General features: G+C 59.4%; 14 protein-coding genes. 8 read left to right on the top strand and 6 right to left on the bottom strand.

Going from position 1 to position 14,241, the window contains the following annotated elements; genetic code table 11:
- Positions 1 to 60: 60 nt before the first annotated feature.
- A complete protein-coding gene (locus HQ945_RS04310) occupies positions 61 to 621 on the bottom strand; it encodes an NADPH-dependent FMN reductase (protein WP_091919621.1) in 561 nt (186 codons plus the stop codon).
- Positions 622 to 710: 89 nt separating this feature from the next.
- On the opposite strand from HQ945_RS04310, the gene HQ945_RS04305 reads away from it, so the two are divergent.
- The gene (locus tag HQ945_RS04305) at positions 711 to 1,118 is read left to right on the top strand and encodes a winged helix-turn-helix transcriptional regulator (RefSeq protein ID WP_228019132.1); all 408 of its coding nucleotides are present in this window, start codon (positions 711 to 713) and stop codon (positions 1,116 to 1,118) included.
- A gap of 198 nt (positions 1,119 to 1,316) precedes the next feature.
- Here the strand turns inward: HQ945_RS04305 and groL are convergent, their stop codons facing one another.
- The 4 genes from groL to HQ945_RS04285 form a co-directional block, all read right to left on the bottom strand.
- Complete coding sequence (gene groL, locus HQ945_RS04300) at positions 1,317 to 2,960, bottom strand: chaperonin GroEL (protein ID WP_027230209.1); 1,644 nt, start codon at positions 2,958 to 2,960, stop codon at positions 1,317 to 1,319.
- 63 nt (positions 2,961 to 3,023) lie between these two features.
- Positions 3,024 to 3,320 carry a co-chaperone GroES gene (gene groES / locus HQ945_RS04295; protein ID WP_027230208.1) on the bottom strand — a complete coding sequence of 99 codons (297 nt, stop codon included), beginning with the start codon at positions 3,318 to 3,320 and terminating at the stop codon, positions 3,024 to 3,026.
- Between the two features lie 297 nt (positions 3,321 to 3,617).
- A complete protein-coding gene (locus tag HQ945_RS04290; protein ID WP_113281846.1) occupies positions 3,618 to 3,929 on the bottom strand; it encodes an ArsR/SmtB family transcription factor in 312 nt (103 codons plus the stop codon).
- Positions 3,926 to 4,906 (bottom strand): cation diffusion facilitator family transporter, encoded by a 981-nt coding sequence (locus HQ945_RS04285; protein WP_425500618.1) that lies wholly within the window; start codon positions 4,904 to 4,906, stop codon positions 3,926 to 3,928. The genes HQ945_RS04290 and HQ945_RS04285 overlap by 4 nt, the downstream gene beginning before the upstream one ends.
- A 279-nt stretch (positions 4,907 to 5,185) precedes the next feature.
- Between HQ945_RS04285 and HQ945_RS04280 the strand changes: the two genes are divergently transcribed.
- The 7 genes from HQ945_RS04280 (at position 5,186) to HQ945_RS04250 (ending at position 13,805) form a co-directional block, all read left to right on the top strand.
- Positions 5,186 to 6,034 (top strand): TIGR01459 family HAD-type hydrolase, encoded by an 849-nt coding sequence (locus tag HQ945_RS04280; RefSeq protein WP_113281882.1) that lies wholly within the window; start codon positions 5,186 to 5,188, stop codon positions 6,032 to 6,034.
- A gap of 9 nt (positions 6,035 to 6,043) precedes the next feature.
- Positions 6,044 to 7,024 (top strand): bifunctional riboflavin kinase/FAD synthetase, encoded by a 981-nt coding sequence (locus HQ945_RS04275; RefSeq protein WP_027230204.1) that lies wholly within the window; start codon positions 6,044 to 6,046, stop codon positions 7,022 to 7,024.
- 48 nt (positions 7,025 to 7,072) lie between these two features.
- Positions 7,073 to 7,687, top strand: coding sequence for a glutathione S-transferase (locus HQ945_RS04270; protein WP_113281845.1), 615 nt, complete (start codon positions 7,073 to 7,075; stop codon positions 7,685 to 7,687).
- Positions 7,688 to 7,796: 109 nt separating this feature from the next.
- Positions 7,797 to 8,636, top strand: coding sequence for a MipA/OmpV family protein (locus HQ945_RS04265; protein WP_113281844.1), 840 nt, complete (start codon positions 7,797 to 7,799; stop codon positions 8,634 to 8,636).
- Between the two features lie 271 nt (positions 8,637 to 8,907).
- Positions 8,908 to 11,826: an isoleucine--tRNA ligase gene (ileS, locus tag HQ945_RS04260; protein ID WP_174207682.1), complete on the top strand. Its 2,919-nt coding sequence runs from the start codon at positions 8,908 to 8,910 to the stop codon at positions 11,824 to 11,826.
- Positions 11,827 to 12,015: 189 nt separating this feature from the next.
- The gene (locus HQ945_RS04255; RefSeq protein ID WP_027230200.1) at positions 12,016 to 12,684 is read left to right on the top strand and encodes a hypothetical protein; all 669 of its coding nucleotides are present in this window, start codon (positions 12,016 to 12,018) and stop codon (positions 12,682 to 12,684) included.
- 131 nt (positions 12,685 to 12,815) lie between these two features.
- Positions 12,816 to 13,805 carry an Lnb N-terminal periplasmic domain-containing protein gene (locus tag HQ945_RS04250; RefSeq protein WP_246272504.1) on the top strand — a complete coding sequence of 330 codons (990 nt, stop codon included), beginning with the start codon at positions 12,816 to 12,818 and terminating at the stop codon, positions 13,803 to 13,805.
- A 1-nt stretch (position 13,806) separates the two neighbouring features.
- Here the strand turns inward: HQ945_RS04250 and HQ945_RS04245 are convergent, their stop codons facing one another.
- The gene (locus HQ945_RS04245) at positions 13,807 to 14,238 is read right to left on the bottom strand and encodes a nucleoside deaminase (RefSeq protein WP_113281842.1); all 432 of its coding nucleotides are present in this window, start codon (positions 14,236 to 14,238) and stop codon (positions 13,807 to 13,809) included.
- Positions 14,239 to 14,241 lie beyond the last annotated feature (3 nt).

The raw sequence follows: 14,241 nt of genomic DNA, 5'->3' as shown, positions 1-14,241 counted from the left end.
GACGATGATCCTCCGGATTTGCCGGCTGGGCGATCGCGTTTCGACCGCCCAGCCCAGCGATCAGGCCGCGCGAGCGGTCTTCAAGGCGTTGGCCCACCAGACGAGCTGGTCGAGCTGGCTGGTGGCTGCTTCATTGAGATGCGGGTAGTCGCCGAGCTTCTTCTCGCCCTTGACGGCGCTCAGATACTCGGAATAGGCGATGTGAACGCCGGTCTTTACCGAAGCCGATCCCATTTCGACGAAGATGAGGCGCAGATGCTCGATGGCGCGCGCGCCGCCCACGCCACCATAACCGACAAAGGCGACCGGCTTCTGGATGAAATCGCCAAGGTCGATGGCGTTCTTAAGGACAGCCGTCGGGCCGTGGTTGTATTCGGCGACCGTGAAAACATAGCCATCGAATTCGCGCAGCTTCTTCTTCCAGCGTTCGGCGGTCTCGTTCTGGGCGTCGCTGGTGCGTTCTTCGCCGAAGAAATTCATGGGATAGTCAAGCAGATCGATAATTTGGACCTCGACATCTCCGCGCTGTGCAGCGACGTCGGCAATCCATTTGGCGGGAAATTCGGCGAAACGGCCGATACGGGTGCTGCCGACAATAACGGCGATCTTGGCTTTTGACATAAAAATTCCTTCGTCTTGGGGGGATGGTAACTAATAGTGCCCGGCGCTATATAAGTGACTGTTCGAAACCCCCGCAAGGAGGCACTTTTGTGAAACCAGATCACTTTCAGGTAACCTCGGCATGCACTGCGGTTAATCACATTCTGGCGCGCGTCGGCGATAAATGGACGGTTCTCGTCGTCAATTATCTCGGCAATAAATCGATGCGCTTCAATGAGTTGAAGCGGACCATCAATGGTATCTCGCAAAAGATGCTGACGAGCACGCTGCGCGGACTCGAGCGCGATGGTTTCGTGACCCGTACGGTTTACCCGACGATCCCGCCACGCGTCGACTACGAACTTACCGATCTCGGCCGCGACCTTCTGGTGCCTGTCCGCGCGCTTGGCGACTGGGCGATCCGCAACGAACAGCGGGTCGCCGAAGCACGCGCGCGGTTCGATGCCATTCATGAAGGTTCGGAGCCAAAGCAGATCTTCTCCCAGGCGGCTGAGTGAAGAAAAGTTCAACGCGCATTAGGTGGCACTGCCCCGATAGAAGGATTCTCTCGGCGTCTTGAAACTTGAGTAAAAATCGCTGTGCCACAAGTGCGGCGGACGAACGAGCCGCGCGAGCAGAAGTTGAAGAACACGCAAATCAAAACAAAAAGGCGGGTCGAAACCCGCCTTTTCCGTATGTCGCTGGATGAGGACTTCTTAGAAGTCCATGCCGCCCATGCCGCCCATGCCGCCGCCCGGCATTGCCGGAGCAGCCGAGTCTTTCTTCGGCGCTTCAGCAATCATGGCTTCGGTGGTGACGAGAAGGCCAGCAACCGAAGCTGCGTCCTGGAGAGCGGTGCGAACGACCTTGACCGGATCGACGATACCGAGCGTGATCAGATCGCCATACTCGCCATTGGCCGCGTTGTAGCCGTAGGTGTCCTTCTTGTTCTCAAGGATCTTGCCGACAACGATCGAAGCTTCATCGCCTGCGTTCGTTGCGATCTGGCGGGCAGGAGCCTGCAGAGCACGGCGAACGATGTTGATGCCAGCGTCCTGATCGGCATTGGCGCCCTTGATCGTAAGAGCAGCCGAAGCGCGAAGCAGGGCGACGCCGCCGCCAGGAACGATGCCTTCTTCAACAGCCGCACGGGTTGCATTGAGGGCGTCGTCGACGCGGTCCTTCTTTTCCTTCACTTCGACTTCCGTCGCACCGCCGACGCGGATGACGGCAACGCCGCCAGCGAGCTTGGCAAGGCGTTCCTGCAGCTTCTCGCGGTCATAGTCGGAAGTGGTCTCTTCGATCTGCTGCTTGATCTGGCCAACGCGAGCGTTGATTTCGCCCTTCTTGCCATTGCCGTCGACGATCGTGGTGTTTTCCTTGGTGATCGACACCTTCTTGGCGCGGCCGAGCATGTCGAGCGTAACGCTTTCGAGCTTGATGCCGAGGTCTTCGGAAATAACCTGACCACCGGTGAGGATCGCGATGTCTTCGAGCATGGCCTTGCGGCGATCGCCGAAGCCAGGAGCCTTGACAGCAGCAATCTTCAGGCCGCCGCGCAGCTTGTTCACGACGAGCGTTGCAAGGGCTTCGCCTTCGACGTCTTCGGAGATGATGACGAGGGGCTTCGAGGTCTGGACGACAGCTTCGAGAACCGGCAGGAGAGCCTGGAGGTTCGAGAGCTTCTTCTCGTGGAGAAGGATGTATGCGTCCTCGAGGTCAGCAACCATCTTTTCCGGGTTGGTGACGAAGTACGGCGAAAGGTAGCCGCGGTCGAACTGCATGCCTTCGACGACTTCGAGTTCGGTCTCGGCGGTCTTGGCTTCCTCGACGGTGATGACACCTTCGTTGCCGACCTTCTGCATCGCCTTGGCGATCATTTCACCGATTTCGGATTCGCCATTGGCAGAGATCGTGCCGACCTGGGCAACTTCTTCCGAGGTCTTGATCTTCTTGGCCTTCTTGACGAGGTCCTTGACGACTTCGGCAACAGCAAGGTCGATGCCGCGCTTCAGATCCATCGGGTTCATGCCGGCTGCAACGGCCTTGCCGCCTTCCTGAACGATGGCCTGGGCGAGAACGGTAGCGGTCGTGGTGCCGTCGCCGGCAATGTCGTTCGTCTTCGAAGCGACTTCACGGACCATCTGCGCGCCCATGTTTTCGAACTTGTCTTCGAGTTCGATTTCCTTGGCAACGGTGACACCGTCCTTGGTGATGCGCGGAGCGCCGAAGGACTTGTCGATGACAACGTTACGACCCTTCGGGCCGAGCGTTACCTTTACTGCATCGGCAAGGATGTTGACACCGCGCAGCATGCGCTCGCGCGCATCACGGCTGAATTTTACTTCTTTGGCTGCCATTTTATCTCTCCTGGGATTAAACCCGGTTTGATCTAAATTCGTTGATTGCGGGATGCGCGGCGATTAGCCGAGGATGCCCAGAATGTCGGATTCCTTCATGATCAGCAGGTCTTCGCCGCCGATCTTTACTTCCGTACCCGACCACTTGCCGAACAGGATCAGATCGCCTGCCTTGACATCGAGCGGTACGAGCTTGCCGGCTTCGTCACGAGCGCCGGTGCCTACGGCGATGACTTCGCCTTCCTGCGGCTTTTCCTTGGCAGTATCCGGAATGATGATGCCGCCAGCGGTCTTTGCTTCGGATTCGACGCGGCGTACGACGACGCGGTCATGAAGCGGGCGGAACTTGGTCTTGGCCATGGTTAGAACCCTTGATGTTGGTGTCAAAACGATGACGCGAATGGCAGCGCCATTCGCGGTATTAGCACTCGCTTGGGGTGAGTGCTAACTGCGGCCGGAGATAGTGGGATCGGTTTGAAGAGTCAAGGGAAAGCATCATTTAAAATGGCCTGGAGAGGCGATGCTTGGATGCCGGGCCCATCTACAAACCGCTTTATGGCATATTCATGTGAAATGCGCATGACGTGACGCCGGAATTCACACAATGCTGCAAGTCAGCGTGCGTGGGTCGGGCGGAAATACGCGCCCCAAACCGCGTCAATCCTCAGCGCTTTCTTCGTCCACGTGATGCGTCATGTCGACGAGCATGTCGCTGACGTGCTTGTCGGCCAGTTCGTAGAAGATCTGTTTTGCCTGCCGGTTGCCGCGCACGAGCCGGGCGCCGCGCAAGAGCCGCAGATGATGGCTGACCAGCGATTGCGATAGGTCGAGGCTCGCGGCGATATCTCCGACTGAGCGCGGCGCTTCGAGGCAGAACAGGAGTATGCGCAGCCGCGTCGGATCACCAAGGAGACGAAAGGTTTCGGCGAGAACTGTAAGCTCAGGGGGGAGAGGAGGGGTTGAGCTCAATGTTTGTGTCCCTCATGTCCGTGTTCGTGCGCGGCATGATCATGACCACTGTGATCATGATCCGCCTCGTCGTGGGCATGGCCGGAATGGTCGTGTTCGTGCCCTTGCTGGAGATCATCGCCAAGGCAGCAATCGTCCGTCGCTGTATCCTCCGGCCAGTCGATGGCAATCGTTGCGTGCGATATCTCGAACTTCTTCATGAGTTCGGCTTCGATCTGTTTGACCAGAAGCCGCGGATTGGTATCCGGAGCAGGGCGCACATGCAGCGTTGCCAGCGGCTTGCCCGAGGTAATCATCCAGACGTGCACATGGCGGACGGCGGCAAGTCCCGGAACCGTCTGCTTCAGATACTGCTCGATGGCTTCAGGTGCGGCATTGTCGGGCGCGCCTTCGAGCAGGATATGCAACGAGTTGCGCAGGAGCGCCCAGGCGCTGCGCAGGATCAGCAGGCAGACGAAGACGGAGAGGATCGGGTCGATTGGCGTCCAGTCTGTATAATAGATGACGATGGCGGCGACGATCGTGCCGACGGAACCCAGGAGATCGCCGAGTACATGCAGGACCGCACCCTTGATGTTGACATGCTCGGTATCGCCGCCGCGTGTCAGGATCCAGAAAACGAGCATGTTCACGATGAGGCCGATGGTGGCGACAATCAGCATGGGGCCGGCCAGGACTTCGCCGGGATTGCGGAAGCGATCGATTGCCTCATACGCGATCCAGAAGAGAATGGCGAACAAGGCAACGGCGTTGATCAACCCGGCAATGACCTCGAAGCGCAAATAGCCGAAAGTGCGCTTTTCATCGGCAGCACGCCGGCCGAAACGGAAGGCAAAATAGGCGAGTGCCAGAGCGCCGGCATCGGTCAGCATATGGCCGGCATCGGCAATCAAGGCGAGCGAGCCCGACATGAAGCCGCCTATCACCTCGACGATCATGAACGCGAACGTGATTGCGAATGCGATCAGCGTTTTCATTTCATTGTCCGCAGTGACTTTCGGCGTGTGATCGTGGCCGGCGTGATCGTGTGACATCATCGAACCTTAAGCAAACATATCAATACGTATTCATGTGTTTGATAGGCGAAGGCAATGGTCGTGTCAATCGCAGATAGTGCCCGGCCGAAACCACGAACGACACAACGTGAGCTTTTTCAAACATAACCGGCGTGACAGGTCAGGCACGATCCGCTAATCGAGACAGTCTCAAGACTCTCGTCGCATAGTATTTTGCCTGAAGGGACCGGCATGACCGACATGATACATTTGCAGCGCCTCGATGCATTGATGGATCGCTACGACGTGCTGCTATGTGATGTCTGGGGCGTCCTGCACAATGGCGTCGATTCCTTCGCACCCGCCTCGGCCGCCTTGCGAAGGGCCCGGCAGGCCGGCCTGACGGTGGTTCTCATCACCAATGCGCCGCGTCCCTTTGCTGGCGTTGCCGAGCAGATCCATGCGCTTGGCGTGCCAGAATCGGCCTATGACCGGATCGTCACATCGGGCGATGTTACGCGCGAATTGATCCGCAACGCGCCGCGCCGTGTGTTTCATCTCGGGCCGGAGCGCGACGAAACCCTCTATGACGGCCTCGACGTGGAACTGGTCGAGGAGCGCGAAGCCGATGTCGTCGTCTGCACGGGTTTCTTCGATGACGATACGGAAACGCCGGAAGACTATGCCGACATGCTGGTGCGGTTCCGCTCGCGCAACCTGCCGTTCATCTGCGCCAATCCGGATATCGTCGTCGAGCGCGGCGATCGCCTCATCTGGTGCGCCGGGGCGCTTGCCCGCGATTACGGGCAGCTTGGCGGCCGCACGCTCATCGCAGGAAAGCCGCATCGCCCGATCTACGAGGCGGCGGTTGCCGCGGCGCAAGACGTGCGCGGCACCCCGGTCGAACGTTCGCGGGTTCTTGCCATCGGCGACGGCATGCTGACGGATATAAAGGGCGCCGATCTTTTCGGCATAGATGCCCTCTATATCTCCGGCGGTATTCATGCCGGCGATTATGTGATGGGCGGTGTCCACGACCTTGAGAAGCTTCTGGCGTTCCTCGCAAAGCACGGAAGCAACCCCGTTGCGACGATGCCCGCCCTGGCGTGAGACAAAGATATGCCGATCCTGCGTCTGAACGATCCGTCCCATTTGCCCGATGAACTGAAGGGCGCCATTGTCGCCATCGGCAATTTCGACGGCGTGCACCGTGGGCACCAGGCCGTTCTGGGCCGGGCGCTGGAGACCGCACGTGCCGAGGGCAAGCCATCGCTGGTATTGACCTTCGAGCCGCACCCGCGCAGCGTTTTCGTGCCGGACCAGCCGGTGGACCGGCTGACACCCGCCGCCGAGAAGGCATCGATCCTCGAAGCGCTGGGATTCGATGCTGTGGTCGAATGCAATTTTACCCGCGAATTCTCGCAATTGACGGCGGATGTCTTTGTGGACCGCATTCTCGTTGATGGCCTTGGCGCAACCCGTATCGTTGCCGGTTTCGATTTTCATTTCGGCAAGGGCCGTCAGGGTGGCCCGGCGTTCCTAATGGCAGCGGGCGAAGAACGTGGCTTCCACGTCACGCTTGTCGATGCCTTCCGTGACGAGGGCGGCCATGCGATCTCCTCAAGCCGCATTCGCGATCTGTTTGGCGCAGGTGAGGTAGTTGAGGCGGCCGGGCTCCTTGGCTACCGGCACCGCATTCGCGCCACGGTCGTCGGCGGCAAGCAGCTTGGGCGCACAATCGGTTTTCCAACCGCCAACATGGTGCTTCCGCCCGAGACCCATTTGAAGCACGGAATTTATGCGGTGCGCTTCCGCCGCGCGGACGGTACTCTTCTTGACGGCGTCGCCAGCTTCGGCCGCAGGCCGACCGTCGATACGGATGGCGAGCCGCTGCTTGAAACCTATGTGTTCGACTTCAGCGACGATCTTTACGGCGAAACCTGCGCCGTCTCTTTCTTCGGCTATCTGCGCGGCGAGGAAAAATTTGACGGTCTCGAGCCGATGATGCAGCAGATTCGGCGCGACGAAGAGGAGGCGCGGGCGCTGCTTCAAGGTGTCAAGCCGCTGTCGCCGCTGGACCAGAGGATCAATTTCGACTGAGGAAGATGGGCGCTTTGCCCATGATTTCACAATAACGGGAGTGGTGAAATGAGACTGATCGGCATGCTGGATTCGCCCTATGTGCGGCGGGTGGCAATTTCACTGAGAATGCTGAACCTGCCATTTTCCCATGAGTCCCTGTCGGTTTTCCGAACCTTCGAGGCCTTTTCGAAGATCAATCCGGTCGTGAAAGCACCGTCGCTCGTGACGGATGAAGGCGTCGTCCTGATGGATTCGTGCCTGATCCTCGAATATGCCGAACGCATTGCAGAACCCGCGTTGGGGCTGACACCGGCGGAAATCACGCATTTTACGCGCTCGCAGCGGATCATCGGCCTCGCGCTCGCCGCCTGCGAAAAGAGCGTCCAGATCGTCTATGAGCATGACCTGCGCCCTTCGGAAAAGCGGCATCAGCCCTGGCTCGATCGCGTGCATGGCCAGCTTGCCGATGCGTATCGTTTGCTCGAAGCCGAAGTGCAGCAGGCGGACCCATGGATCTTCGCAGATCGGCCGCTCCAGGCCGATATTACCAGCGCCGTTGCCTATCGGTTTACCCGTGAGATGCTGCCGGACGTGATCGCGGCCGGCGAATATCCGGCACTTGCTGCCCTCTCGGAGAAATCCGAGGCGTCGGAGGCATTTCTTGCTTTTCCATTCAGTTGACGCCAGTGTGGTAAATTGTTTACCACGTTGCTCAATGCAATTTTATCTATCACTCGATTAGTTTTGACGCGTACGCTTGCCACCCCCCAGACAGGCCCGGAGTTATTTCATGTCTATTCGCCTTGTTAGCGCTCTCGCGAGCGCGATAGTCCTTTCCGTTGCAGCACCAGCTTTTGCCGATGAATATTATTCCGACAACCAGACCCAGAGCTCGCGCGGCGACCATTGGTGGTCCGGCGACTGGTACATCACGCTCGGTGCCAAGGGTTTCGTCGCTCCCGACTATGAAGGTGCGAAAAATTACAAGCTCCGGGCCGCGCCGGTCATCTCGATCGGCCGTCCCGGCAGTTCGCTCAAGTTTTCTTCGCTCAACGACAATCCGTCGCTTGGCTTTATCGACACGGGTGTGTTCCGCGCCGGCATTACCGGCAAGCTCATTACCGGTCGCGATTCCAGCGACTACGATGAACTCAAGGGTCTCAACGATGTCGATTGGGGCGTCGAACTTGGCGGTTTCGCGGAATTCTATCCGACCGAGAACGTTCGTGGCCGCGTTGAGGTCCGCCGCGGTATCGGCGCGCATGACGGTGTCGTCGCCGATTTCGCCATTGACGCCTTCAAGAACCTGACGGACACGGTCCGCGTTTCAGCCGGTCCCCGTGCAACGGTGGCGACCAAGGACTATTTCAGGGAATATTACGGCGTAAACGCCAGCGAATCCGCTGCATCCGGCCTTCGACAGTATTCGCCGGGCGGCGGCCTGAACTCGCTCGGCTTCGGCGGCCAGATCACCTGGCAGACGACCGACAAGATCACCACCAGCGCCTATGCCGAATATAACCGCTTGATGGGCCCGGCGGCCGATTCCAGCATCGTCAAGCAACGTGGCTCGGAAAATCAGGCGACCTTCGGCCTGCAGGCAACCTATCGCTTCGACTTTAAGCTTTAACATTGCGCGAGCATCCGCGAAGATAATCGCGCATGCCTCTTTATTCTGCGGGCGGTGATTGCTAAAAGCGCGGTCATGAAAAGCGATCGCCGGTCCTGCGCAAGGTCCATACCTGTTCAGACGATACGAATTACTGGCCCGGCCTTCCCGCGGACCTGAAGCGTGAGCTTCGTGGTGCGGAAGGTCCGGGATAGCGCCGTTGCGCTTCAATGTTTTTCATGAAATCCCTGCCTGCGGCGATCACGCGCGGGCCCTTGTACAAGCTGGAAAAATGACCGACACCGCCACGATACTCGATTATTCGAAGACACTTTATCTGCCGCAAACGGATTTCCCGATGCGCGCGGGCCTGCCCGCCAAGGAACCGGAATTCGTCAAGCGCTGGCAGGATCTCGATCTTTACCGGAAGCTGCGCGAAGACGCGAAGGATCGCCCGCGCTATGTCCTGCACGATGGCCCGCCCTACGCCAACGGCAATATCCATATCGGCCACGCGCTCAACAAGATCCTCAAGGATGTCATCACCCGCTCGTTCCAGATGCGCGGTTTCGATTCCAATTACGTTCCAGGATGGGACTGCCACGGCCTGCCGATCGAATGGAAGATCGAGGAACAATATCGCGCCAAGGGCAAGAACAAGGACGATGTGCCGATCAACGAATTCCGCCAGGAATGCCGCGAGTTCGCAACGCACTGGATCAAGGTGCAGTCCGGCGAATTCAAGCGGCTCGGCATCGAAGGCGATTTCGACAATCCCTATACGACGATGGCCTTCCATGCGGAAAGCCGCATAGCCGGCGAGTTGTTGAAGTTCGCCATGTCGGGCCAGCTCTACCGTGGTTCCAAGCCGGTCATGTGGTCGGTGGTCGAGCGCACCGCGCTCGCGGAGGCCGAGGTCGAATACCAGGATATCGAGAGCGATATGATCTGGGCGAAATTCCCGGTCGCAGGCGGCCGCGACGACCTTGCTTCGGCGCATGTCGTCATCTGGACGACGACGCCCTGGACGATCCCCGGCAACCGCGCCGTCGCCTATTCGCCGCGTGTCGCCTACGGTCTTTTCGAGGTCGAGACGGCGGAAAATGATTTTGGCCCGCGTCCCGGCGAAAAGCTGATCTTTGCCGATGCGCTCGCCGAAGAATCGGCTGCGAAAGCCAAACTGACCTTCAAGCGGCTGCGCACGGTTACGGCGGATGAACTTGCGGCAATGACGCTTGCCCATCCGCTCCGTGGTTTTAGCGGTGGTTATGATTTCGCCGTGCCCTTGTTACCTGGCGACCACGTCACCGATGATGCGGGTACAGGCTTCGTGCACACGGCGCCGAGCCATGGGCGCGAGGACTTTGATGCCTGGATGGACGCCGGTCGCGATCTCGAAGCGCGCGGGATCTCGTCGGTGATCCCGTTCACCGTCGACGACGCAGGCTACTATACCAAGGATGCGCCGGGTTTCGGTCCCGACCGCGAAGGCGGTGCTGCCCGCGTCATTGACGACAACGGCAAGAAGGGCGACGCCAACAAGGCAGTCATCGAAGAACTCATCGCGCGCGACGCACTTTTTGCGCGCGGCCGGCTCAAGCACAGCTATCCGCACTCCTGGCGCTCGAAGAAGCCGGTGATCTTCCGCAACACGCCGCAATGGTTCGTCTACATGGACAAGGACCTCGGCGACCACACGACCCTGCGCTCGCGCGCGCTTGCGGCAATCGACGAGACGCGCTTCGTTCCGGCAGGCGGTCAGAACCGCCTGCGCGCCATGATCGAGGATCGACCCGATTGGGTCCTGTCGCGCCAGCGCGCCTGGGGCGTCCCGATCTGCGTCTTTGCCGACGATAATGGCAATGTCCTCAAGGATGAGGCCGTCAATGCCCGTATTCTTGCCGCGTTCGAGGACGAGGGCGCTGATGCCTGGTTTGCCAAAGGCGCGCGCGAGCGATTCCTCGGCGAAAAGGCCAACGAGCCGTGGACGCAGGTGACCGACATTCTCGATGTCTGGTTCGACTCGGGTTCCACCCATGTCTTCACGCTTGAAGATCGCCCCGATTTGAAATGGCCTGCCGACGTCTATCTCGAAGGTTCGGATCAGCACCGCGGCTGGTTCCACTCTTCGCTGCTCGAAAGCTGCGGCACGCGCGGCCGTGCGCCTTACAATACGCTCGTCACCCATGGCTTCACCATGGACGAGGAAGGCCGCAAGATGTCGAAGTCCCTCGGCAATACGGTCACGCCGCAGGACGTGATCAAGGATTCGGGCGCCGACATTCTGCGCCTTTGGGTCATGACGACCGACTATTGGGAGGATCAGCGTCTCGGCAAGAACATCATCCAGACCAACATCGACGCCTATCGCAAGTTGCGCAACACGATCCGCTGGATGCTGGGTACCCTGGCTCATGATGAGGGCGATGAGGTTCCCTATGCCGATATGCCGGAACTCGAGAAGCTGATGTTGCACCGTCTTGCCGAACTCGATGAGGTTGTGCGTGCCGGCTATGACGGTTTCGAGTTCAAGCGCATCACCCGCGCGCTTATCGATTTCATGAACGTGGAACTGTCGGCCTTCTATTTCGATATCCGCAAGGACGCGCTCTATTGCGACGCGCCCTCAAGCGTCCGCCGCAAGGCAGCGCTGCAGGTCGTGAGGCACCTTTTCGACCGCATCGTCACTTGGCTCGCCCCAATGCTGCCTTTCACCATGGAGGAGGCCTGGCTCGACCTGCACAAGGATGCCGTTTCGGTGCATATGGAACAGTTCCGCCCGACGCCGGCCGAATGGAGAAATGACGAGCTTGCCGCCAAATGGCGCAAGGTCAAGGATGTGCGCCGCGTCGTCACGGGTGCGCTCGAACTCGAACGCGCCGACAAGCGGATCGGCTCGTCGCTTGAAGCCGCGCCCGTCGTCTATATCGCCGACGAGGAACTGCTGGCGGCGGTCAAGGATATCGACATGGCCGAGATCTGCATCACCAGCGCGATCACGATCAAGGGTGAAGCCGGACCTGCCGATGCGTTTGTCACCGATGACGTCAAGGGCGTCGCAGTTGTCCCTGAGCGCGCGACGGGCACCAAATGCGCGCGGTCATGGCGCTATACCCATGATGTCGGTTCCGATTCGGCCTATCCCGACGTTTCGGCCCGCGACGCGGCGGCGCTGCACGAATTGGCCCGGCTCGGAAAGCTCGTTGCCTGATGTATAGGATGGCGGGGAGACAAGTTCTCCCCGCCATTGATTTGCTTGAGATTCCTGTTGGCTTGCTAAATACAACCGGTCTCATATAAAAGGCTGCCATTGAACTGCCTGATTTCTAAGGCAGGGCATTGATCAAGCAAAATTGATTGGCAGATATGCTGCCCGGCTTATCTCTGGAAAGTTGCAAGGATGAATTTGAACGGACGCATAACGGTTCTTGGTGCAATGGTCGGCGCGCTTGCGCTTGGCGGCTGCGTCTCGTCACCCACCTATGGTACGGACAAGTCCGCCGGCACCCAGCTGCTTGATGACGTCGCCAACATGGCCGCCTTGGGTCCCAAGAAGAGCAACCAGATTGCCTACAATCCGCGTCCGGAACTCGTTCGCCCGGCGACCGGCAAGCCAATGCAATTGCCCGCCCCGCAGGATGCGGTCGAGACTGCCGGAAATCCGGCCTGGCCGGAATCGCCTGAGCAGCGGCGCAAGCGTATCCGCGACACTGCGACCGCCAACCAGAACAACGCCGAGTTCGTGCCGGAAGTCGCGCCCGATCCGGTCACGTCCAAGTCTGCGAGCAACAGGACCGAATACGGGTTCTTCAACGACAAGGTCCCGGCCAACCAGGGCAACAAGACCGATGTCGGTGCAGATTTCCGCGCCCGCAAGATGGCGTCGACTGCCGGATCGCCGACGAACCGCCGCTATCTGAGCGAACCGCCGCTGGAATACCGTCAGCCCGCCGCGACAGCCGCCGCCGATCAGCTCGGCGAAGACGAGGCCAAGAAAGAGCGCGAGCGCAAGGCCGCGGCCCGCAAGAGCAAGGGCTTCAGCTGGAGCAACCTCATCCCCTGGAACTGATGCGTTCGCACGCGGTCCTGTGCCGAAAAACGTTCATACTGCTGCAATAGTTTGCTGAAACGGTGGATGCTTCGATCCGCCGTTTTCGTTTATAAGGGATCCATCGCCTCTCCAGTCGAGGACCGTAACAATTGTTCATCCTGCGATTTCTTGGGTTAGTCCTTCTCATCCTCCTGACATTTCTGGCATTTCTCTGGGGCGGGCTGGCCCTCTGGTATCAACTGCCCCTTGGTATTGCAGCGACCATCGGCTGCCTGATCCTGTGGGTGACAATCGCCTTCGCCGTACTCTGGCTGGAATTCAAGGGCCGTGTCTGGCGCGCGCTCATCGTCTTGATCCCGATCATGATCGGGCTCGGCTACTGGTGGGGTACGATCAAGCCGTCGCTCACCCGGATCTGGGCGGATGATGTTGCCCAGACGGTGACGGGCACGCTCACCGGCAATTATGTGACGCTTTCAAATGTGCGCAACTTCGAATGGCGCACCACGACCGACTACACGCCGCGCTGGGAGGTGCGCACCTATGCGCTGGACGATCTTGCGACCGTCGATATTTTTCTTTCCTATTGGTCGAACCCGGCGATCGCCCACACTTTGGTGAGCTTCGGTTTCAACAATGGCGAGCACGTGGTGTTCTCGGCCGAAATCCGCAAGGAGCGCCATGAGGAGTTCTCGGAGATCGGCGGCTTCTTCAAGCAGTTCGAGCTGGCGATGATTGCAGCGGACGAGCGTGACATCATTCGCCTGCGCACCAATGTGCGCAAGGAAGACGTCTACCGCTACCAGGTCAACCTCAGTCCGGAAACGCGCCAGGCGCTGTTCCTGTCCTACCTCGACAGCGCCAACCATCTGGCGACGACGGCGAAATTTTACAATACGATCACCGCCAATTGCACGACGGTGATCTTCAGCATGGCACGGGCGATCGCGCCGGGAATTCCTCTCGACTATCGCATTGTCTTTTCCGGTTATCTGCCGGGGTACCTTTATGACGTTGGCGCGATCGATCATTCCAAGCCGTTGGACCAAGTCACCCGCGAAGCGTCGATCAATCAGCGCGCCATGGCCGCCGATAGTGCGCCGGATTTTTCGGCAAGGATCAGGCTGCCCGCGAATTAGGCTAGAGCCGCCTGGTGCGGAAGAACGCCTTCAGCATGTCTTCGGCCTCCTGTTCCCGGAAACCTGGATAGACTTCGGGAACATGGAGGCAGGTCGGCTGCGCATAGAACCGTGCGCCATTTTCGACACCGCCGCCCTTGATGTCCTGCGCCCCATAGTAAAGGCGCCTGATGCGGGCGAAGGAAACAGCCGCCGCACACATCGTGCACGGTTCCAGTGTCACATAGAGATCGCAGCCCGTGAGCCGTTCGTTGCTCAAGGCGCGGCAGGCCTCGCGGATGACCAGCATCTCTGCATGTGCTGTCGGATCGTTGAGCTCGCGCGTGCGATTGCCGGCGCTTGCGAGGATCGCGCCATCCTTGACGATGACCGCGCCGATAGGAACTTCGCCGCGCATCTCGGCGCTTTTCGCTTCGGTGAGTGCCAGGCCCATCGG

This window comes from Phyllobacterium pellucidum (assembly GCF_013327855.1).
Taxonomy (GTDB): domain Bacteria; phylum Pseudomonadota; class Alphaproteobacteria; order Rhizobiales; family Rhizobiaceae; genus Phyllobacterium; species Phyllobacterium pellucidum.
This window is presented reverse-complemented; position numbering and strand designations above follow the sequence as displayed.